The organism is Clostridium sp. CMCC3677, from assembly GCF_023845585.1.
Classification (GTDB): Bacteria; Bacillota; Clostridia; order Clostridiales; family Clostridiaceae; genus Clostridium; species Clostridium aquiflavi.
This window is the reverse complement of record NZ_JAMQHS010000012.1, coordinates 46378-69240: the sequence shown is the minus strand read 5'-3', so window position 1 is coordinate 69240 and position 22863 is coordinate 46378. Positions and strand designations below refer to the sequence as shown.

General features: G+C 26.8%; 19 protein-coding genes. 18 read left to right on the top strand and 1 reads right to left on the bottom strand.

Features of this window, described 5'->3' with window-relative positions:
- Positions 1–563: 563 nt before the first annotated feature.
- The 18 genes from nifV to NG901_RS14390 all read left to right on the top strand — a co-directional run bounded on the left by nifV (position 564) and on the right by NG901_RS14390 (position 22067).
- Positions 564–1718 (top strand): homocitrate synthase, encoded by a 1155-nt coding sequence (nifV, locus tag NG901_RS14475; protein WP_252216031.1) that lies wholly within the window; start codon positions 564–566, stop codon positions 1716–1718.
- Positions 1719–1780: 62 nt separating this feature from the next.
- Positions 1781–3703, top strand: a complete 1923-nt coding sequence (locus NG901_RS14470; RefSeq protein ID WP_252216028.1) for an aconitate hydratase — start codon at positions 1781–1783, stop codon at positions 3701–3703.
- A gap of 224 nt (positions 3704–3927) precedes the next feature.
- Positions 3928–6180 (top strand): bifunctional diguanylate cyclase/phosphodiesterase, encoded by a 2253-nt coding sequence (locus NG901_RS14465; protein WP_252216025.1) that lies wholly within the window; start codon positions 3928–3930, stop codon positions 6178–6180.
- A 264-nt stretch (positions 6181–6444) separates the two neighbouring features.
- On the top strand, positions 6445–6954 hold the full coding sequence (gene nrdG / locus NG901_RS14460; protein ID WP_252216022.1) for an anaerobic ribonucleoside-triphosphate reductase activating protein: 510 nt from the start codon (positions 6445–6447) through the stop codon (positions 6952–6954).
- Positions 6955–7129: 175 nt separating this feature from the next.
- A complete protein-coding gene (locus NG901_RS14455) occupies positions 7130–7738 on the top strand; it encodes a DNA-3-methyladenine glycosylase (RefSeq protein WP_252216019.1) in 609 nt (202 codons plus the stop codon).
- Positions 7739–8194: 456 nt separating this feature from the next.
- Positions 8195–8383, top strand: a complete 189-nt coding sequence (locus NG901_RS14450; protein ID WP_252216016.1) for a hypothetical protein — start codon at positions 8195–8197, stop codon at positions 8381–8383.
- A gap of 111 nt (positions 8384–8494) precedes the next feature.
- Entirely contained in the window at positions 8495–8782 is a 288-nt protein-coding gene (locus tag NG901_RS14445; protein ID WP_502800139.1) for a transposase, read from the top strand.
- Between the two features lie 363 nt (positions 8783–9145).
- Entirely contained in the window at positions 9146–10537 is a 1392-nt protein-coding gene (locus tag NG901_RS14440; protein ID WP_252216010.1) for an MFS transporter, read from the top strand.
- Positions 10531–12189, top strand: a complete 1659-nt coding sequence (locus NG901_RS14435) for a glycoside hydrolase family 3 protein (RefSeq protein ID WP_252216007.1) — start codon at positions 10531–10533, stop codon at positions 12187–12189. Before NG901_RS14440 ends, NG901_RS14435 begins: the two co-directional genes overlap by 7 nt.
- Positions 12183–12830 (top strand): beta-phosphoglucomutase, encoded by a 648-nt coding sequence (gene pgmB / locus NG901_RS14430; protein ID WP_252216004.1) that lies wholly within the window; start codon positions 12183–12185, stop codon positions 12828–12830. The genes NG901_RS14435 and pgmB overlap by 7 nt, the downstream gene beginning before the upstream one ends.
- 71 nt (positions 12831–12901) lie before the next feature.
- Positions 12902–13015, top strand: coding sequence for a TipAS antibiotic-recognition domain-containing protein (locus NG901_RS14425; RefSeq protein WP_252216002.1), 114 nt, complete (start codon positions 12902–12904; stop codon positions 13013–13015).
- A 121-nt stretch (positions 13016–13136) separates the two neighbouring features.
- Positions 13137–15623, top strand: a complete 2487-nt coding sequence (locus NG901_RS14420) for a GH39 family glycosyl hydrolase (RefSeq protein WP_252216000.1) — start codon at positions 13137–13139, stop codon at positions 15621–15623.
- Positions 15624–15684: 61 nt separating this feature from the next.
- Entirely contained in the window at positions 15685–15876 is a 192-nt protein-coding gene (locus NG901_RS14415; RefSeq protein WP_252215998.1) for a hypothetical protein, read from the top strand.
- Between the two features lie 234 nt (positions 15877–16110).
- Complete coding sequence (locus tag NG901_RS14410; protein ID WP_252215996.1) at positions 16111–17115, top strand: LacI family DNA-binding transcriptional regulator; 1005 nt, start codon at positions 16111–16113, stop codon at positions 17113–17115.
- A 161-nt stretch (positions 17116–17276) separates the two neighbouring features.
- Entirely contained in the window at positions 17277–18938 is a 1662-nt protein-coding gene (locus tag NG901_RS14405; protein ID WP_252215994.1) for a glycoside hydrolase family 13 protein, read from the top strand.
- Positions 18939–19029: 91 nt separating this feature from the next.
- Entirely contained in the window at positions 19030–20310 is a 1281-nt protein-coding gene (locus NG901_RS14400) for an ABC transporter substrate-binding protein (RefSeq protein ID WP_252215991.1), read from the top strand.
- A 24-nt stretch (positions 20311–20334) separates the two neighbouring features.
- Positions 20335–21198 (top strand): carbohydrate ABC transporter permease, encoded by an 864-nt coding sequence (locus NG901_RS14395; RefSeq protein ID WP_252215988.1) that lies wholly within the window; start codon positions 20335–20337, stop codon positions 21196–21198.
- Entirely contained in the window at positions 21198–22067 is an 870-nt protein-coding gene (locus NG901_RS14390) for a carbohydrate ABC transporter permease (RefSeq protein WP_252215985.1), read from the top strand. Before NG901_RS14395 ends, NG901_RS14390 begins: the two co-directional genes overlap by 1 nt.
- 90 nt (positions 22068–22157) lie before the next feature.
- On the opposite strand, the gene NG901_RS14385 is transcribed toward NG901_RS14390, so the two are convergent.
- The gene (locus tag NG901_RS14385; RefSeq protein ID WP_252215982.1) at positions 22158–22340 is read right to left on the bottom strand and encodes a hypothetical protein; all 183 of its coding nucleotides are present in this window, start codon (positions 22338–22340) and stop codon (positions 22158–22160) included.
- Positions 22341–22863 lie beyond the last annotated feature (523 nt).

The following is a 22863-nucleotide window of genomic DNA, read 5'->3' as shown; positions in this document are numbered from 1 at the left end:
CATTTTAGCTTGCTCCCAATATAAAATTGAGACAAGCAGTAAATGAGACAAGACTCATTAAGTATTCTCAAAGTCCAATTACAATGCCACTTTACCTATTGCATATATCAACACACATTTAAAACAGAGCCAAAAATTAAAAACTAATTAAATAAAAAAGCATTAAATGTGAATGAATATACTAAAAAGTATCTTCATTACATTTAGTGCTTTTTTTATATAAATAAATATATTTTAGTAGAGTGTTGATATATGCATACGTGTAAAATGAACATAGTAATTTAATAAAGTATAGTACATACATTTTTAAGTTTAATCACGATGAATCTCATTGTTATGTAATTTCATTAAATGAATAATTTCAAAAAAATCTTGCAATAAATTATAATTTTTCATATAAATTACCTTATATGACAAGAAATATTGAAGGAGAATGGTCTCTTCACTGCAAAAATAAGAAAATTATCATTCCATTATATGTATACATGGTGTATAATGATAAATAAATAAAAATTAAGTAGTAAAAGCAATAGGTAATAAACAAATATTAAGGGGGAGTTAAAATGTCAGTTAAAAATATAAATACCAATAAAGAAATTAATATAGTTGATACTACTCTTAGAGATGGGGAGCAAACAGCAGGCGTAGTTTTTGCTAATGCTGAAAAGATAGCAATTGCAGAAATGTTAAGTGAACTTGGAGTAGATCAATTAGAAGTTGGTATACCTACTATGGGTGGAGATGAAAAGGCTGCAATAAAAGAAATTGTTAAAAGAAATTTAAAGCCAAGCATAATGGCATGGAATAGAGCTGTTATTGGTGATATAGAACAATCAATAGACTGTGGCGTTGATGCAGTAGCAGTATCTATATCAGTATCAGATATACACATTCAACATAAACTAAAAACATCAAGAGAATGGGTATTAGAAAATATGGTTAAATCAGTTGAATTTGCTAAAAAGAATGGACTTTATGTATCAGTTAATGGAGAAGATGCGTCAAGAGCTGATCAAGATTTTTTAATAGAATTCATTCAAGCAGCTAAACAAGCTGGAGCAGATAGATTTAGATATTGTGATACTGTAGGAATTATGGAGCCTTTTAAAATTCAAAAAAGAATTAAGGAGCTTTATGAGACTACTAATTTTAATATAGAAATGCATACACATAATGATTTTGGTATGGCTACTGCAAATGCTATAGCAGGACTTGAAGGTGGAGCTACACATGTTGGAGTAACTGTTAATGGCCTTGGAGAAAGAGCAGGAAATGCTGCATTAGAAGAGGTAATTATGGCATTAATGATTGTATATGGATATAAGGGAGACATTGATACAACAATGCTTAAAGATCTTTCTCAATATGTATCTAGGGCATCAGGTAGAGAACTACCAAAGTGGAAAGCCATAGTTGGAAGTAATATGTTTGCACATGAATCTGGAATTCATGCTGATGGAGCTCTTAAAGATCCAACTAATTATGAAGCATTTGATCCAGCAATTGTAGGATTAGAAAGACAAATAGTTATTGGAAAACATTCAGGACGTGCTGCAGTTGAAAATAAATTTAGGGAATATGCAATAGAACTTACTAAAGATGAAGCCACAGGAATATTAGAATTAGTTAGATCAACATCTGTTAGATTAAAAAGATGTCTTTTTGATAAAGAGGTTGTTCAATTATATAAAGAATATAAAAGAATTAATAAATTATAAAATATCAACATCTACCTAAAAGTAATAGAATTAAACCATAAGCAATAATAGGGGGAACAAACATGGGAGATAATTTAGTTTATAAAATTTTAAAAAATCATATCGTTGAAGGAAATTTAAAAACAGGAGAACCAATTTCTATTAAAATTGATAAAACATTAACTCAAGATTCAACTGGAACAATGGCATATCTTCAATTAGAAGCTATGGGAATAGATAGAGTAAAAACTAAGAAATCAGTGGCATTTATTGATCATAATATGCTTCAACAAGGATTTGAAAATGCAGATGATCATAAGTTCATTCAAACAGTAGCATCAAAATATGGAGTGTATTTTTCAAAGCCTGGAAATGGAATATGTCATCAAATATTTTTAGAAAGATTTGCAACACCTGGAGATACATTAACAGGTTCAGATAGTCATACACCAACAGCTGGTGGAGTTGGAATGCTTGCAATGGGAGCTGGTGGATTAGATGTTGCTCTTGCAATGGGTGGTGGTGCATATAATATAAATACACCTAAAGTTGTAAAAGTTGAACTTAAAGGGAAGCTAAATAAAATGGTGGCTGCAAAAGATGTGATTTTAGAAGTACTTAGAATATGTACTGTAAAAGGTGGCGTTGGAAAAGTATTTGAATATTGTGGAGAAGGAATTAAAAGTTTATCAGTGCCAGAAAGAGGTACAATAACTAATATGGGAGCTGAACTTGGTGCTACAACATCAATATTCCCTAGTGATGAAAGAACTTTAGAATTCTTTAAAGCACAAGATAGAGAAGACGATTGGCTGGAATTAAAAGCTGATGAAGATGCTATATATGATGAAGAAATAGTTATAAATTTAAATGATTTAAAACCATTAACTGCAAAACCTCACAGTCCAGATAATGTTGTAACTGTTGAGGAAGCCGGAAAGATTAAAGTCGACCAAGTGTTTATAGGAAGTTGTACTAATTCTTCTTATGAAGATTTAATGAAGGTTTCAAAAATATTAAAAGGAAATAAAGTACATGAAAATGTAAGTTTAGTTATTGGACCAGGATCTAGACAAGTTATGGAGATGATTGCTAGAAATGGAGCTTTAGCAGATATAATTAGTTCAGGAGCAAGAATACTTGAAAACTCTTGTGGACCATGTATTGGAATGGGTCAAGCACCAGGAACTAATGGGATATCATTAAGAACTGTAAATAGAAATTTCTATGGTAGAAGTGGAACACTATCAGGACAAATATATATTGTAAGTCCAGAAACAGCAGCAGTTTCAGCCATTAAAGGGTGTTTAACTGACCCAAGACAAATGGATGTAGATATAAAGGTTGATATGCCTGAAAAGTTTATCATAGACGATTCTATGATTTTAGAACCTGCTAAAACTAATGAAGAAGTTGAAGTAGTCAGAGGTCCGAATATAAAACCATTCCCAATAAATAAGGCACTTGGAGACAAAATAGATGGTAAAGTGTTAATAAAAGTAGAAGACAACATCACAACAGATCATATAATGCCTTCTAACTCAAAATTATTACCATTTAGATCTAATATTCCTTATCTTTCAGAATTCTGCTTTAATACAGTAGATACAGAATTCCCTAAGAGAGCTAAAGAATTTAATGGAGGGTTTATAATAGCTGGAGAAAACTATGGACAAGGTTCAAGTAGAGAACATGCTGCATTAGCACCTTTATATTTAGGTGTAAAAGCAGTTATTGCTAAATCATTTGCTAGAATACATAAAGCAAATTTAATAAACAATGGAATAGTACCAATTGAATTTAAGGATTCTTCAGATTATGAAAAAATAGATTTAGTTGATGATTTATTAATAGAAAATATAAGTGATAATTTAAATAATGGAGTATTAAAAATTAAAAACTTAACTAAAAATAGTGCATTTCAAGTTTTAGTTAAATTAACATCAAAAGAAATAGATGTTATAAAAGCTGGTGGAAGATTAAATTATGTAAAGCTTAATTCATAGAAAAATTAATTTATATCAACACTTTGCTGAAATATAACCTATATAAAAAACGACTTTCTTAAATAAAAAGAAAAATTTAAGAAAGTCTTTTTTTATTTTAATACAAGTTTATATGAAAATATGATAAAATATGGATATACAATAAATTACAATAATTTAAATTACTTGAATTTTTCTTTGTAGAACCTTTGAAGTAGTGATATTAAGAGTTAGGGGGTAAATATATGAACAATAAGTTTAAAAGTAATATTTTTGCCTATATTATACCAATTACTGTTATTGTTATGTTAATAGCCATTGGATTTTCTGTATGTATAATAGAAGTTAAAGAAGTAATAAATAAAGGCAATAAATCTGTTATTGTAAAAGCATCAGAAAATAATTCTATGTTCATAAATTATACGTTAAATGATAATATACAATATATGAAGCACGTGTCGGGTATTTTTAATGAATTAAACGATTTCAAAGAAGAAAATGTTATGGACATTTTAAATTTGGAAGAAAGAAAAGATTTTTTAACAACAGGAATTATAACTTCGGATGGAATTTTAAATTGTATTGATGGTTCAATTAATGATATTAGTAACAAGGATTATTTTAAAAAATGGGAAAAAACTAATGAAGATGTTTTAACAATAGATACTGATTTAAAAACTGGCGAAAAAGTATTCATATATGTAACATCATTACTCCATAATGATAAAATTAAAGGGGCTTTATATGGAACCATATCATTTAAGGATATAGAAAAATTATTTATATCAAATTCTAAATTTTATCAACAGGTTGAGACATACATACTAGATAAAAATGGGGATATATTAATAGGATCAGGTGATCTATTTAATATGTTAAACGATAGTAATATATTTTCATATCATGATTTAGATGATATAGAAATATTAAAAGATGATTTAACTAATAATAGAGATGGTGCTGTATTTATTACATTAAATAAAAATAAGTATATTTTGTCATACTCTAAAATAAATGACTTAAAGGATTATTATGTCTTATCTTTAATAGAGGCATCCAATATAAATGAAAAACAATATCTAACATCCTTAATGACTATGCTAGCGAGTTTTGTTATACTAATATTTTTAATACTTTTAATTTATATAAATTTTTATAGAAATAGAAAAGAAAAGTTAATTAAAGACATAGCATTTGTTGATGATATTACTGGAGGAAAAACTCTAACTAAATTTAAAATGGACATAAAAGAAGTCTTGGAAGAGAATATGAATTCGTCATATGCACTGGTGGAATTTGACATAGTTAGATTTAAAATTATAAATGATATATGGGGATATAAAACCGGGAATTTATTATTAAAATATATATCTGATATTTTGAAAAATAAATTATTGTATAAAGAAATGTTTTGTAGAGTAAGGGATGATTTATTTATATTGCTATTAAAATATAAAGATGAAAATGATATTATAGATAGAATTAATGCATTAGATAATAGTATGAGGTTTTTTGATAATGGAACTAAGGAAATTCCAAACTTCTCTCTTTCATATGGGGTATATGTTGTAGATGGAACAGAAGAAGATATAAATAAAATGATTGATAATGTAGCTTTTGCTAGGGAAACATCAAAAAGTGATTGTAATGAGTTTATAGGTTTTTATGATATAGAGCTTCAAAGTAAGTTAATAAAGCAAAAGCAAATAGAAGATGTTATGTATAGTGCATTAACTAATAGACAATTTGAATTATATCTTCAACCTAAGTATGATATAAAATTAGAAAGTTGTATTGGAGCAGAGGCACTTGTAAGATGGAACAATCCTGAAAAAGGATTAATAAATCCTATAGATTTCATACCTTTGTTTGAAAAAAATGGATTTATAGTTAATTTAGATATGTTTATTTTTGAAGAGGTATGTTCAAAAATAAATGAATGGAAGCAAAATAATATTAAATTAATTCCTATTTCAGTAAATATATCAAGAATTAATTTGAAAAATGTAGATTATTTTATAAAGAATGTAAGCAGAATATTTAATAAATATGATATAAATCCAAATTTAATAGAGATTGAAATTACAGAGAGTGCAATATTTAATCATTATGATAATATGTTGCAAGCATTGCTTAGATTAAAAGCAATGGGATTTAGTATATCATTAGACGATTTTGGGACAGGTCTTTCTTCACTTAATATATTGAAAGATTTACCTATTGATACAATAAAACTTGATAGAGAATTCTTAAATAGTAAGGATAGTTCTAAAAAAGGTGAGATAGTAATAGCAAATATTGTGAGAATGGTTAAAGAATTAGATTTAAATGTAATCTGTGAAGGGGTAGAAACTCATGAACAAGCAGAATTTTTAAGTGAAGTAGGATGCAATAATGCTCAAGGATATTTATATGCAAGACCTATGCCAGTAAAAGATTTTGAAGAGAAGGAACTAACATTAGGGTTAATTCAAGATGTTATTTTAACAAGGCCTTAATATATGTATAAGGGAAATTGGACGGAATAAAATTCCATTTTGCATATTTCATATATTAACACATATTTAAAATAGTTTCTTTAATTACAAGTAATAAATGAAGTGTTTTTGAAAAGCTTACTAAATATATATAATTTATTATATATATTAGTAGCTTTTCTATTTTTTTGTTTTAAAGCTAATATTATATTTCCTATATTTAAAAGATAGATATATAATGAATCTTAAATATAGATATAAGAATTTTAAAGGAAGTGTATTATTTTGGATAAAAAAATAAGATTATCAGGTATAGCGTATGAAAGTTTAGTAAATGGTCCAGGAATTAGAAGAGTATTTTTCTCACAAGGTTGTAATCATAATTGCAAGGGATGCTTTAATCCAGACACTCATGATTTTAATGGTGGAGAAGAAAAAAATATAGATGAATTAATAGAAGATGTTTTATGTAATCCAATGATTAAAGGAATTACTTTTAGTGGAGGAGATCCATTTGAAAGAGCAGATCAATTTTCTTATATGGCAAAAATTTTTAAAGAAAATAATAAAAATATTTGGTGCTATACAGGATATACATTTGAATATATAAATGATAATTTAGAAGGCAATAAAGGTTGGAAAGACTTAATAAATAACATAGATGTATTAGTGGATGGAAAATTTGAAGAAAATAAAAAAGAAGATGGATTAAAATTCAGAGGATCATCTAATCAAAGAATAATAGATGTAAAGGAAAGTTTAAAATCGAATAAAGTAGTTATTTTTGATATTTAGCGTATGCTTTAAGAATTTGTTTATATTGTAGTATAAAGCACATAGATTGAGTAATTTACTTTAAGAACACCAAAATATAAACATTCATTTTTAATGTAGATTTATAATAAAATATCAAAAATTAGTTATAATAAAACTTTAGAATGAGATTTTAAATAGGGGATGTGATGAGTGATTGATTTTAAATAGGGAATTTTATAAAAGAGATGCTTTGGAAGTAGCTAAAGATTTATTGGGTAAAATTTTAGTAAGAGAGATAGATGGTGTTATTTTAAGGGGAAAAATAGTAGAAACTGAAGCATACATAGGGTCAATTGATAAAGCATCACATGCTTATAATGGAAGAAGAACAGAAAGAACAGAGCCGCTATTTAAAGAAGGCGGAATAACTTATGTATATTTTATATATGGACTTTATCATTGCTTTAATGTAATAAGTGGAGAAGATGATGATGGGCAGGGAGTTTTAATTAGAGCATTAGAACCATTGGATAATTTTGATTATATTTCTTTAAAGAGGTTTAATAAGAAGTATGAAGAATTATCTACCGTTAAGAAGAAAGAATTAACTAATGGACCTTCAAAGTTATGCATGGCTTTTGGTATAGGTAAAAAAGATAATTATAAAGTGCTTTATGAAAAAGGTGATTTATATATAGAAGATAGTTATGATCATTATGAAATTGTTCAGACAACTAGGATAGGAATAGATTATGCTGAGGAAGCAATAGATTTTCCATGGAGATTTTATATAAAAGATAATAAATATGTATCTAAAAAATAATGACATGTTTTAAAAAGTAAATTTATGTTGTAGTATAAAGCACGTGGACTGATGAATTTACTTTAAGAATTCTAAAAATGTAGATTAGTCTAATTAATGCGTGTTCCCAATGGAACATTGTGACAAGCAATTAATTCAACAAATATACATTAAGAAGTTCTAAAAAGTAAATTCCAATGCCACTGCGCCATTATACTACAACATAAATAATTATTTAAAATATAATTGAAAAGTAAACCATAAATAAGAAAACTCTTCATTATTATATAATGGAGAGTTTTCTTCGTAAATAAATAATTCATATTAGTATAACAATAAACATTATACTAGTTTAAGGGGACTAATGATTATTATGATTTTGTGGATACATTTATATTATGGACAAGCGAAAAAATTTTATACATTAATAGAGAAAAATTAAAAAACTTTTTTATTTTTAAAAATATCCCTCTTTATTTGTACGGAATAAAACCGAAGGGAAATGTATTTTTAGATGAAGCTAAGAAAATACCTAAATTATTTGAAATTGAAACTCTTAATATTCTTGGTATAGATGAAATACATATACAGAGAGAAGGTAAGAGCCGTAAACAGGCATGGACTTTGATATGTAATAGAACACCATACTGTTATAGATATGCTTAGAGATAGAAATAAGGCTACTATAATAGATTTCTTTAGTGGCTATCTCAGATGATTTAACAGTCTATAATGATACTGCAATGACAGTTAAGAACTGGGGTAGAGAAATATTTAATTATTTTTCATATGGTAGGCATTACTAATGCTTTTATTGAAGGTATTAACAATACTATTAGGGCAATTGAAAAACAAGGTCGTGGATATGACTTTGATATACTAAGGGCAAAGACCATATTCTTTATTAATCATAAGATAATTAAGACAAGTTTCAAAACAGATGCTGTGCTCTACTCACAATCATTTATCGAGGAGGAACTTAAAGAATTATATACTATAAAAGATAGAGATGATGGTGTTGATTTTAAAGACCTAACACAAGCAATAAATGAAGGACTACTTTAATGTAGTCCTTCATTTATACTATTGGTAATATTTGTTTCCACCATGAAATTAGAAGAGCCAAAAAATTATGTTAGACAAATTGCTAAGAATTATAACTTTATAAAAATAACCAAGATAAATTAACACTCGCTGTTGATTTATAAGTACATAAATTACAATCTTAAAATTAACTTAGATTTTATAAATATTTTTACAAATTAAAGAAATAACAAAAATCTGTAACAAAATAGCTACAGATTAAACTTTTTTTAAATGAAAACTTTTAAATAGATAAAAAGCTATAGCTAAGAAGTAGATAACTTGAGAGATTTTCGCAAAAAAAAAACTTATAATTGTCTTGTATTAATGAGAGGAGTTGTATTTATGTTAAATTCTAAAAAAATTAACCGTTGTTTTGCAATGGGAGGTCTCGGGCAAAATTTAGTTTATGCTCTAATGTCGGCATTTTTATTTTTCTTTACTGAAGGAGTTGGTTTATCAGCAGCTACTATTGGTACACTTTTATTTGTAGTTCGTATTTATGGATTGATTGTTGATCCAATTATAGCTGTAATAATAGAAAAAACAAACACTAAATGGGGGAAATATAAGCCATATATTATTTCTATGCCTCCTATTATAAGTATTTTACTTATTGCACTATTTTTTAAACCAAATTTAAGTCCAGGAACTCATATTATTTATGTATACGTTGTAACGATACTTTTTTGGACTGCTTACGCATTCTTTGATATTGCTTTTTGGTCAATTATTCCAGATATTACTAAGAATGAAAATTTCCGCTTTAAACTTCTACAAAGCATCAAAATAGCTTCGGTTTTTGCAATATTTGGATTTGGAATAGCTCAGATGCCATTAGTTGATATATTAGGTAACGGAAGTTATTTAAAAGGATTTTTTCTTTTAAGTATAATTTTAGGAAGTTTATTTTTAATTTTTGGTCTTGTGTTATCTAAAGAATTATTTTCAAATGAATCTCTTAAGGACTTGGGTTTAAGTAAAACTTCTGAAATTAAAGATAAAAAAGTCAAGAAAAATAATAAACTTAAACTATCAGATATGATAAAAGCTCTTTTAGCTAATTCTCCATTGATTAATGTAATTTCAGCTAAATTATTCATATACACAGCATTATACATAAAAACAAATCTATTAATTTATTTTTATAAATTTTCTCTTGGAAATGATAAACTTGGCTCTTTTTCAAATTTAATTGCTTTACCTGTCACATTAATTTTAATAGCTATATCTCCTAAACTATTAAAGAAATATGGTAATAAAAAGGTTATGTCATATTTTTTAGGTATTAGTGTAATAATTTCATTTATATACATAATTAATTTTAAAGTGTCTTATTTCTATATCATAATTGATGGATTATCAAGTGCTATTGTAGGTATGTATTCATTAGTTATTACTAATATGGTAGTTTCTACGGTGGAGTATGGTGAATGGAAAACAAACACAAGACTTGAAAGCGTAATTCTTTCTACTAATACTATTAGCTCTAAATTAACCTCAGGTATGTCAGCTGCTATTAGTGGATGGATTTTAAATGGAATAGGATATATACCTGGTAAGGTTCAAAGTGTAGAAACATTATCTAATCTTCATAATGCAATTGTATGGATACCTGTTGTAGGTTATGGAATAGCAATTATTATTTTATCAAGATACAAGCTTACTTCAGAAATGTATAACAATATAGTTAAAGACTTAGAAATCAGAAATAAGGAGAGTAAACAAGCGTGTTAGATTTAGAATTATTAAAAAAACAACCATTTAATTTGGATAAAAATCAAATTGAAGGTATTAAGGATAAATTAAATAAAATGTCATTAAAAGAAAAAGTAGGACAATTGTTTTTTCTAATGCATAACATTGAAATTACAGAAGAACAACTTATTGAAACTATTCAAAAAATTCAACCTGGTGGAATCATGTTAAGGCCTGTAACTAAAAATTTAGCAAAAGAAGTTATAGAAATAATTAATAGTAATAGCAAAATAAAGCCTTTTATTTCTGCTAATTTAGAAAATGGTGTTAATGGTATTTTAAGTGAAGGTGAAAGTTTTGGAAGTGCTATGCAAATTTCAGCTACTAATGATTTAAATCTTAGTTATGAAGCGTCACACTATATAGGATTAGAAAGTTTTAAATTAGGTTTAAACATGACTTTTTCGCCTGTTGTTGATTTAAATGTTAATTATTTAAATCCTATTACTGGGACTAGAGCTTTTGGTGATAATACTTCTCGTGTTAAGTCTTTTTCAAAGCAGTTTTGCAAAGGATTAGAAGATGGTGGGGTTATTCCAGTAATTAAACACTTTCCTGGAGATGGTAAAGATGATAGAGATCATCATGTGTTACCTTCAGTAAATGATATGACTTTAGAAAAATGGAATGAAACTTATGGAAGTATTTATAAAGAATTGATTGATTCTGGTGTTCTTTGTATAATGGCAGGTCATATACTTCTTCCTTGTTTTGAAAGAAGTATAGATAAATCTATAGAAGATAAAGACTTAAGACCTGCTACATTATCTAAACATCTACTTAAAGATTTATTAAGAAAAGAGTTAAAATTTAATGGATTAATTATTACTGATGCAACACTTATGGGTGGTTTTAATTCATTTGCTACAAGAAAAGAAACTTTAATCCAATGTGTTAATGCAGGTTGTGATATGATATTATTTACTAAAGATTTGAAAGAAGACTTTTCAGCTATCCTTGAAGGTGTTTTAAGTGGTGCAATTTCAGAAGAAAGACTAAATGAAGCAGTTCTTCGTATTTTAGGAATTAAGGAATATTACAACAATTTAAAAAAAATTTCTAATGGTGAAATTAAAGATTATAAAGATTTATCAACAGAAATTTTTGATAAATCAATTACTCTTGTAAAGAATAATGAAAATATTTTACCAATCCTTCCTGAAAAATATGAAAAAGTTTTATTTATTCATTTAGGAAACGAAACCAAAAGTAAAGCAATCTTTTCAGAAGAACTTGAAAAATCAGGTTTTAAAGTTACTGTATTAGATAATAATAAACTTGACTTAGAGTTAATCATTGGTTCTATTGAAAAGTTTAAAAATAAATATGATATTGTAATATATGGAGTCGATTATCAGACTAAAAGTAATCAAACTTCAAATAGAATTGAATGGGGAATGCCTTTTGCTCAATTTATGCCATGGTTTGTTAAAGAAATTCCTGTAGTTATAATATCGCTAGGTAATCCATTCCACTTGTGTGACGCGCCACGTATACCAACTTATATAAATGCGTATAGTAATCAAAAAGCAAATATTGAATTGGTAGTAAAAAAGCTTATAGGTAAAAGTGAATTCAAAGGAATCAGTCCTATAGATCCATTTTGTGGGAGGTTTGATACTAGATGTTAATTAAAGGAGTTATTTTTGATTTAGATGGAGTAATTACAGATACAGCTGAAGGTCATTATAAAGCTTGGAAAAAGCTTGCTGATGAAATAGGTGTTTCTATATCTAGAGAATTTAATGAAGGACTTAAAGGTTTATCGAGAGAAGATTCTTTAGAATTAATTTTAAAACAAAATAATAAAAGTTCTAATTATACAAACGATGAAAAAATTAATTTGCTAGATAAGAAAAATAAATATTATTTGAATTGGATTTCTAATTTATCTAAAGAGGACATATTACCTGGAGTTGTAGTTCTTCTAAAAAAACTTAAAAATGCAGATATAAAAATAGGATTAGCATCTGCAAGTAAAAATGCACCACTTATATTAGAAAAATTAGATTTAACATCTCTCTTTGACATTATTGCAAATCCTGAACTAGTATCAAAAGGAAAGCCTGATCCTGGAATATTTCTTTTAGCAGCAAAAGAACTAAATTTACAGACAAAAAATTGTGTTGGAATTGAAGACTCATCAGCTGGAATTAAAGCTATTAATGATGCAGGCATGTATTCTATAGGGGTTGGAAACTTTGACTATTTAAAAGAGGCCAATTGCAATGTAAATTCATTGATTGAAATTGACTTAAAAAATATACTTTAACATTTTTAAATTTTGTTATATATATAATTTAAAAATGAAAGGTTTTATAACTGTACAAATAAGATTGTACAATGCTAAATTTGATTCATATCGGAGATGAACGTTTTAAGGAAAACATTGATTGTAATGAAGAAGGAACAGCAAAATTCATTTCAAAAGCAAGTACAATTTATTGCACAAGATGATCATATCTTTGTTAAGTATTCTTATTTATCTTAAAGTTGCGATAGTTTATATTTTGCACTATTATTGGTTTATATATATTATGTTATATTGAAAAACTTATTTGTTTAGGAGGGATTTTAAGTGTTTTATGAAAATATTGACATACCAACACACCACAAAATTCCATATAAAGTTTTTATTCACAATTTAAAAATAGTCCCTTATCATTGGCATGATTTTTTAGAGATTATTTTAGTTCTTGATGGATCTATTGAATTAAATGTAGAAAATGAAATTGTGGAACTTCATAAAGATGAAATTTACATTGTAAACAGTTTTTATAGGCATTCTGCTAAGGCTATATCTGAAAAAAATATTGTTTATACTCTTCAAATAAAAGAAACTTTGCTAAAAAGTGAAATTAAAGATTTAGATACGATGGTTTTTAGTGTCTTAGAAAATACTAATTCAAATGATCTGTTTTTGCTTAAAAAGTATCTTTCTAAGCTAGCTTTATTAGATATTAAAAAGAATGATAATATTGATCTTTTGAGAAAGATAACAATTTTAGAAATATTAAATATATTAAAGCAACGTTTTTCTATAAATAATAAAGATAAGAAAGTATTATCATCTCAAGGGAAAACTTTAGATTTTATACTATATATTAATGATAATATTTCTAAGTGTTTTTCTTTGAATGATATTGCAAAAGAGTTTAATATGAGTCCAGCATATTTATCTAAGCTTTTCAAGAAAGAAACAGGTATCAATATTATGACATATGTAACTATTTATAGATTGCAACTTGCCTGTTCTGATCTTGTTCTTACTAATAAAAAAATTAGTGATATAGCTTTTGAAAGAGGATTTAATTCTATTAGCACATTTAATGAACGTTTTAAAAAATACTTTGAAATTTCTCCTAAAGATTTTCGCAAAAATAATAAACAGGATGTATTATTAGAAAAGAATGTTGTTTCATCTGCTTTATTTAACTATATTAACTTAATTTCAACAAATCCTTTTAATCAACTTTTTGAATATGATAAAGAAAATATAATAGAAATACCTCAAAATATACCAGCTTCAGATTGTAAAATGATTACAGTAAATACAGACGAAGAAAATGGACAATATCCATCAAATTTAACAAAAATGATAGGAATTGGACGTGCTAGCGATTTTCTAAATGTAAATATACAGGACCAACTTATTGCTGCAAAAAGTGAAGTGGGATTTAATCGTGTAAGATTTCATGGAATATTTTCAGATAATCTAATGGTTTTTTCATTAAAGGATGGAAATCCTCAGCTAAATTTCCGTTATATTAATCTTATTTTTGATTTTTTTGTTTCCAATGATATTATACCTTTTATTGAAATTGGTTTTATGCCTAAAGATTTAGCCTCTGGTAGTGAAAGTATATATCATTGGAATGCAAACACATCTGCTCCTAAAAATTTAGAACATTGGACATATTTAGTAGAATCATTTGTTAAACATCTTGTTAATCGTTATGGTAAAAAGAAAGTAGAAACTTGGGATTTTGAAATCTGGAATGAACCACATTTAGATGGATACTATTGGCACAAATCACAAGAAGAATATCTTGAATTTTTTAAAGCAACATATATTTCTATAAAAAATGTAAATTTAAATCTTAAGGTTAGTGGATTTAGTGGCACTAGTTGGTCCGTTTTAGATACTAATTGGACAAAAAATGCCTTTGATTTCTTAGAAAAAAATAATATTATTCTTGATAATTTTACATATCATCTATATCCTATTCAATGGAATATAGATGAAACTTATTTTGAACATTGGAATGCTGATAGAAAAGGAAGGTATTGTTATGCAGAATCTAGCTATATTTTAAAAAGTGTAGAGAAAATTCATGAAACAGTTAGAAATTCTAAATGCATTAAAAAGAGTAACTGTATAATAACTGAATGGAATTCGTCTTCAGATCCAAGAGATTTATTGCATGATACAGCTTTTATGGGATCTTTTATTGTTAAAAATGTAATTGACTGTATTGGATACGTAGATGTTATGAGTTATTGGACATTATCAGATATATTTGATGAACATATCTTATCTTCTGATACTTTTCATGGTGGATTCGGATTGATAACAGTGGAAGGAATAAAAAAGCCAGCTTACTATGCTTTTAAGTTTTTAAATGATTTAGAGTCTATTATTCTTTATAAAGATGAGAATATGATTATTACAAAAGATAATCATGAAAATTTTCAAATTTTAATTCATAATTTTCAAGAATACGATCAATTATATAAAAGTTTTAATACATCTCATATAAATTTAAAAAATAGATATAGTGTATTTACAAATGAAAAAAGTAAATTTTTTAAAATAGTCCTTAACAATATCTTTGGAAAATACTCTATAGTAAGAGAAAGAGTTAATAGAAACTTCGGCTCTGCTTTTGATAATTGGATTAATTCAGGGGGAGAAAATTTAACATTAGAATATGAAAAATATTTAAAAAATATATCTATTCCTAAAATGGATTTTGGGGAAAGAACTATCCAAGGTGAATTGACGCTTACTGTTGATTTAGAAGTACATGAAATTACAATATTAAAACTAACTCCTATTTTATAAATAGTTTTTATTAAGTACATATTAAAAATCTGTAACTAATTAGTTACAGATTTTTTTACTTATGATAACTAAAAAGATAATTGCTATTTTAGCTATAATGACTATGGTAAGTTCTGTTCCAGCTTTTGCTGCTGAAAAAGGTGTTAAAAATTCTCCAAAGAAGATAGTAAAGCAAGAAGCAAAAGTAATAAAACAACAAGAAAAAGCCAAAAAACAAGAAGTAAAAGAATTAAAGAAACAAGAAAAAAATTGAAAAGCAACAAGAACAAGAACTAAAAAAACAACAAGTTCAAGCTATGTAACTTGCAAAGCTTAAGGAAAGAGCTACTACTCACTTAACAAAGGAACAAATTAAGGAAAAAATAAAGTTGCTGACTGGAGATAAAAAAGAAATTTTTTTTGTATTTTACTTTATTGATATATGTATAAAAATATGGTATTGTATATTTGAGTAATCGATTAACTTAAGGAAAAAAAGGGGATTAAGATGGCATCAACAATAAAAGATGTAGCAAATTTATCTAAAGTATCCGTAGCTACAGTATCAAGAGTTTTAAATAATCTAGGAGGATATTCTGAAGAGACCAAAATTAGAGTTCTTAAAGTAGTTGATGAAATTGGCTATAAAAGAAATGCCATTGCAAGATCATTATCAACGAATACAACAAGAACTATAGGTGTAATTATACCGGATGTATCTACAAGCTTTGATGGTGAAATCATTGGAGGAATAGAGGATACAGCACATGATAATAACTATAGTGTTATACTTTGTAATGCTGGTTCAGAAGGAATTAGAACTTTAGAGTATTTAAGAATTTTAGAGGAAAGACAATTAGATGCTGTCATCATTGTAAGTATAAAAATAGAAGATGAATATTACAAGGCTTTAAAAAAAATTAATATTCCATATATACTTATATCTACAACATCACCTAAATATGATATGCCTCATATAAAAGTAGATGATTTATCAGCTGCTTATACTGCAACTAAGTATCTATTAGATAGAGGTCATAGGAAAATTGCTATGATAAGTGGAACTAAAGAAGATACAATAGCAGGATTACCTAGAGTACAAGGATATATGAAGGCACTTTCAGATTATGGAATAAATATAGATAATGACTTAGTTACATATGGAGATTTCTCTTATAAAAGTGGAATTGAATGTATGAATACTTTATTAGAAAGAAAAAAAGAATTTACAGCTATATTTGTAGCTAGTGATGATATGGCAGTGGGCGTTTTAAATGTTGCCTATAGAAAAAATATCAGAGTACCAGATGATTTATCAATTGTAGGATATGATAATACCAAGGTGGCTATAATGTCAATACCACCATTAACAACATTATCACAACCATTATATGAAATGGGCTGTAAGGCATTTAATGAAATTTTAAATATGTTAAATGGAAACGGTTCTAAAAATCAAATAATTATGGATCATAATATTGTCGAAAGGGAAACTGTAAAATGGTTTAAATAAACCATTTTATTTTTCAAGGTTACGTAATCGGTTAACCTAATACATAATTTATTTAGATCATGTTTTAGTAGAATGTTTATATATGTCACTTTATCTAATACAGATATAAACATATATTTAAAACATAGTATTTATTTATAAAATAAAAAGGAGGAGTTTTTATGAAAAAGAATTGGTGGAGAGAAAGTGTAGTATATCAAATTTATCCAAGAAGTTTTAAGGATAGTAATGGAGATGGAATTGGGGATATAAGAGGAATTATAGAAAAGTTAGATTACTTAAAAGAATTAGGTATAGATGTAATTTGGCTTTCACCTGTATATAAATCACCTAATGATGACAATGGATATGATATAAGTGATTATAAAGATATAATGACTGAATTTGGTACTATGAATGACTTTGATGAGTTACTTAAATCAGCTCATAAAAAAGGAATTAAAATAATGATGGATTTAGTTGTAAATCATACATCAGATGAACATCAATGGTTTGTAGAAAGCAGAAAATCAGAAACTAGCAAGTATAGAGATTATTATGTATGGAAAAAAGGTAAAGATGGTCAACCACCAAACAATTGGACATCTTGTTTTAGCGGTCCAGCATGGCAATATGATGAAGAAACAGATATGTATTACTTGCATTTATTCTCTAAAAAACAACCAGATTTAAACTGGGAAAATAGTGAATTAAGAAATGATGTTTATTCTATGATGCAATGGTGGTTAGATAAGGGAATAGATGGATTTAGAATGGATGTTATTAATTTTATTTCTAAAAATCAAGAGTTCCCTGATGGTGTAAATGGAGATTTTAGTAAGTATTCAATGAATGGACCAAGAATACATGAGTTTTTAGAAGAAATGAATGAAAAGGTTTTAAGAGGTAAAAATTTAATAACAGTTGGAGAAATGCCAGGTGTAAGTATTGAAGAAGCTAAGTTATATACTGGGGAAGACAGAAACGAACTTAATATGGTATTTCAATTTGAACATACAGACTTAGGTAATGGAAAGTATGGAAAATGGCATAAGAATTCATTTAAGTTAACAGATTTAAAGAAAATAATGACTAAATGGCAAAAAGGGTTAGAAGATTCAGGCTGGAACAGCTTATATTGGAATAATCACGATCAACCAAGGGTAGTTTCAAGATTTGGGGATGATAAGAAATATTGGAAAGAATCAGCTAAGATGTTAGCTACATGTCTTCATATGATGAAAGGAACTCCTTATATTTATCAAGGTGAAGAAATTGGTATGACTAATGTTGCATTTGATGATTTAAATGATTATAAAGATATAGAAATTATAAATGCATACAATGATCTAGTTGTTAAAAAAGGAAGATCGCATGATGAAATGATGGAAGGAATTCATGATAGAGGCAGAGATAATGCACGTACACCTATGCAATGGGATAGCAGTATAAATGCAGGATTTACAACAGGTATTCCTTGGATTAAGGTTAACTCTAACTACAATAAAATAAATGCTGAAAGTCAGGTAGATAATAAAGATTCTATTTTTAATTATTATAAAGAGCTTATAAAAATAAGAAAAGATAATGAAATTATTGTTTATGGAAATTACGATTTAATTTTAGATGATAGTGAAGAGATATATGCATATGTAAGAACATTAAATGAAGAACAATTATTAGTAATATGTAATTTCTCTAGCAATACTTCAGAATTTAAATTACCTAATAATATAAAATCAAAATACAAAAAACTTCTTATAGCAAACTATGATGAATGTAAAGAAGAAACATTAGAGAATATAAGCTTAAGACCTTACGAATGTAGAGCATATCTTATTTAATAATGATATATCTTGTTTTGGGAACGATTCCTGAAACAAGATATATAGTCAACAAAGATTATAAAAAATAGGAGGTGAATACTATTTTTCTATGAGTATTAAGTACTATAGAAAAGTAGTTGGCATAATGAAGATTACAAAAATTCTTATTAGTTGCTTAACAATTTGTATTTTTTCTACATCACTTTTAACTGGTTGTAAAAGCAATGATATTAAAAATGCAGATGGAAAAGAACAAGTAGAAGTTTTTTTAAGTAAAGCAGAAGCAATAAATACATTTAAAAATTTTGAAGAAAAATTTGAAAAAGAAAATCCTGATATAGATGTAATTATTAGTTCACCAGCTCAAGCTATGACAGTATTAAAAACAAGATTAGTAAAGAATGATGTTCCAGATATATTAACAATAGCTGGGGAGATGAATTATGGAGACTTTGTAGATGCAGGCATTTTAGAAGATTTATCTAGTCAAAAAAATATTATAGATAGAATACAACCTGCTTACGTTAATGTTTTAAAAAGCTTAGAGTTTGAACCTAGTGACACTTTATGTGGAATACCTTATGCATGTAATGCTGGAGGAGTAGTTTACAATAAAGATATTTTTGAAAAATTAAAATTAAAAGTTCCAACTACATGGGATGAATTTATAGATACTGCTGAAAAGATAAAAGAAGCAGGAACTACACCATTTTACTTTACATTAAAGGATGCATGGACTGCCATGCCAGCTTGGAATGCTATAACAGCTAATACTCAATCTGAAGACTTTTTTATTGAACGTAGAAAAAATGAAGTTACATTTAGAGATGAATATAAACCAATAGCTGAAAAGATGGAAAAGTTAATGGAATATGGTCACAATGATAATTTTGGAATCGGATACAATGATGGAAATGTATCTTTTGCTCAAGGAAATGCAGCAATGATGATACAAGGAAATTGGGTTATTCCAGAAATATTAAAGATAAATCCAGATATGAATTTAGGAATGTTTGTATTGCCAACAAATAATGATGCAAGCAAGAACAATGTTGTTTCAGGTATCGATTTACTATTTGCAGTACCTAAGGATTCTAAGCATAAAGAAGCGGCAATTAAATTTTTAGATTTTATGACTAAGAATGAGAATGTAGAACTATATGCAAAAGAGCAGTTTGCAATTCCAGCAATTAATAATATATATCAACAAGATAAAACTGTAGAAGATTTGAATCCATATTTTAAAAATGGAATGGTTTTAGATTTTCCTGATCACCATTATCCAGCATCAATGCAAGTTGGAGATTTAGCTCAAGCTTATTTATTTGATAAGGATATAGAAAAGCTTTTAAATAGTTTAGATGACAGATGGAATAGATCACAGCAATAAAATAAGTTATAGGGGTGAACGAGCATGAAAGAGAAAAGAAGAGTGTTCTTATTAATGTCAATACCAGCAGTAATTCTATTTTTTATTTTTCATACATTACCTTTACTAAAGGGTATATCTTATAGTTTTACAAACTGGAGAGGATTTGGAACTTTTAGATTTGTAGGTATAAAGAATTATATAAGTATATTCTCAGATGAAAGAATAATTAATTCATATATGTTTACATTTAAATTTGCTTTACTTTCAACAATTATAGTAAATGTAATAAGCTTAATTTTAGCAGTAGGATTAAATTCTAAAATAAAATTCAAAAGTACTTTAAGAGGTATTTATTTTATTCCTAATATTTTAGGTGGATTAATAGTTGGATATATATTCAATTATATATTTACATTTATACTAACAAGTGCAGGGCAAGCGATAGGAAGCGAAGTTTTAAGTAAAAGCATACTTGGAAATCCTAATTTGGCATGGCTTGGGGTTGTTATAGTAGCATCTTGGCAAGCTATTGCATTTAACACAATAATATATATTTCTGGACTTCAAACTATTTCAGAAGATGTATATGAAGCAAGTGCAATTGATGGTGCGAATAAATGGATACAATTCAAAAAGATAACGTTTCCTTTACTAGCTCCATTTTTCACTATAAATATGGTGCTTGCAATGAAAAATTTCTTAAATGTATTCGATCAAATTATATCACTTACTGGTGGTGGTCCTTCAGGATCAACAGAATCTATAGCTGTATTAATATACAAAGCTGGTTTTGATGGTAGTCAATTTGGATACCAATCAGCAAACTCAGTTATTTATTTCATAGTAGTAGTAGCAATATCATTATTACAACTAAGAATCCTTGAAAGAAGGGAGATGCAATTATAATGTTCGCAGTAGCTAATAAATCAAGAAAAAATAAAGAATCTAAAGTAAATAAAGATGAGAAAACAAATTGGTTTGTAACAATACTAATGATTTTAGGAACTATAACTGTACTTTTTCCATTATTAATAACAGTACTTATAGCATTGAAATCACCACAAGATATGATGAACGGAATCTTTTCATTACCAAAAGTGTTTCATTTTGAAAACTTTACTAAAGCTATAGAAATGACTAATTTCTTTAATGCATTAAAAAACAGTTTAACTATTACAATAACAACTGTTATATTAACACTTATCACTAATTCAATGGTTGGTTATGCAATAGCAAGAAATATGCATAAAAAAACATATAAAGCGATGTACTATTATTTTTTAAGTGCTATGTTTGTACCATTTCCAATTATAATGCTTCCACTTGTAAAGCAAGTTAGTGTTTGGAATATGGATAATATAATTGGATTACTTCTTTTATATACAGTGTATGGACTATCTTCTAATGTATTTTTATATGTAGGTTTTCTAAAATCTATACCAATAGAATTAGAAGAAGCAGCATTGATAGATGGAGCAAGTACTTGGCAAGTATTTTTTAAAATAATATTTCCAATGTTAAAACCAATACATGCAACAGTAGCAATTTTAACAGCATTATGGTGTTGGAATGATGTTATGTTACCACTTGTAATATTAAGTAACCCGGACTTTGCAACTATTCCTTTAGTTCAATTTATATTCCAATCACAATTTGGAACAGACTATAATTTAGCATTTGCATCATACTTATTAGCGTTAATACCTATATTATTATTCTACTTAGTAGCACAAAAAGGTATTATCGATGGAGTTACTAAAGGGGCTATAAAATAATTATTAAAACATATAAAAAATGAACCTATAGTTTAATATAGGTTCATTTTTATCTTTATTTTCTTAAATAAAAAATTTTAAAAAAAGTAGTTATTTTTCTTCACTATCTTTAGTTTTTTTATCTATACCACATGAAACCCATGGATAATCTGGATTACTTGAATCACATGGCTTTGATGGATCTACTTTAACCTTTTCTTCTTCAAAAGTTACTTCATATTTATCTGTACAATTACATTCATTTTTTTTGTTTAAATTTTCTTTATTACTCATATTACTTCGCTCCTATCTCTCTGTATTTCATATTTTTATTATAAAACAAATATTATTAATTGACAATACTTATTAAATAATATTTTAGATTATTTTATATATTTTGTATTATTTAATATAATTTGTATTTATAAAGTTAATTATGTATTAACTATAATTAATAATTGTATTAGATGATTTTTGTAACATATTTATTATTTGATATAGAAACAGTATAAAAAAAGAGTATTAGTTGTAGCCTCTTGGCACTTTGTAGATGAGAATACTGTAATATTTACTTTTTTATTTATAGATTTAATTTCATTGTAGAATTTATCTATATAAGAATTAAAATGTTTATTTTGTTGCTCTTCAAATCGAGTAATCATTTCTTTATTTTCATCCAATGCATTGGCTTCGAATTGTAAATAATTTAATCTTAATCATAGGTTGAAATCCATTGTTGTTGTTCTCTTTATCTGATTAATACAAACTCTAATTAAATTCTATATTTTAAATTTGTAATTGCAATTGAAAAATAAAT

Coding starts and splice junctions, on each gene's coding strand:
- nifV (WP_252216031.1), top strand. CDS start 564: ATGTCAGTTAAAAATATAAATACCAATAAAGAAATTAATATAGTTGAT.
- NG901_RS14470 (WP_252216028.1), top strand. CDS start 1,781: ATGGGAGATAATTTAGTTTATAAAATTTTAAAAAATCATATCGTTGAA.
- NG901_RS14465 (WP_252216025.1), top strand. CDS start 3,928: ATGAACAATAAGTTTAAAAGTAATATTTTTGCCTATATTATACCAATT.
- NG901_RS14440 (WP_252216010.1), top strand. CDS start 9,146: ATGTTAAATTCTAAAAAAATTAACCGTTGTTTTGCAATGGGAGGTCTC.
- pgmB (WP_252216004.1), top strand. CDS start 12,183: ATGTTAATTAAAGGAGTTATTTTTGATTTAGATGGAGTAATTACAGAT.
- NG901_RS14425 (WP_252216002.1), top strand. CDS start 12,902: ATGCTAAATTTGATTCATATCGGAGATGAACGTTTTAAGGAAAACATT.
- NG901_RS14415 (WP_252215998.1), top strand. CDS start 15,685: ATGATAACTAAAAAGATAATTGCTATTTTAGCTATAATGACTATGGTA.
- NG901_RS14410 (WP_252215996.1), top strand. CDS start 16,111: ATGGCATCAACAATAAAAGATGTAGCAAATTTATCTAAAGTATCCGTA.
- NG901_RS14405 (WP_252215994.1), top strand. CDS start 17,277: ATGAAAAAGAATTGGTGGAGAGAAAGTGTAGTATATCAAATTTATCCA.
- NG901_RS14400 (WP_252215991.1), top strand. CDS start 19,030: ATGAGTATTAAGTACTATAGAAAAGTAGTTGGCATAATGAAGATTACA.
- NG901_RS14395 (WP_252215988.1), top strand. CDS start 20,335: ATGAAAGAGAAAAGAAGAGTGTTCTTATTAATGTCAATACCAGCAGTA.
- NG901_RS14390 (WP_252215985.1), top strand. CDS start 21,198: ATGTTCGCAGTAGCTAATAAATCAAGAAAAAATAAAGAATCTAAAGTA.
- NG901_RS14385 (WP_252215982.1), bottom strand. CDS start 22,340: ATGAGTAATAAAGAAAATTTAAACAAAAAAAATGAATGTAATTGTACA.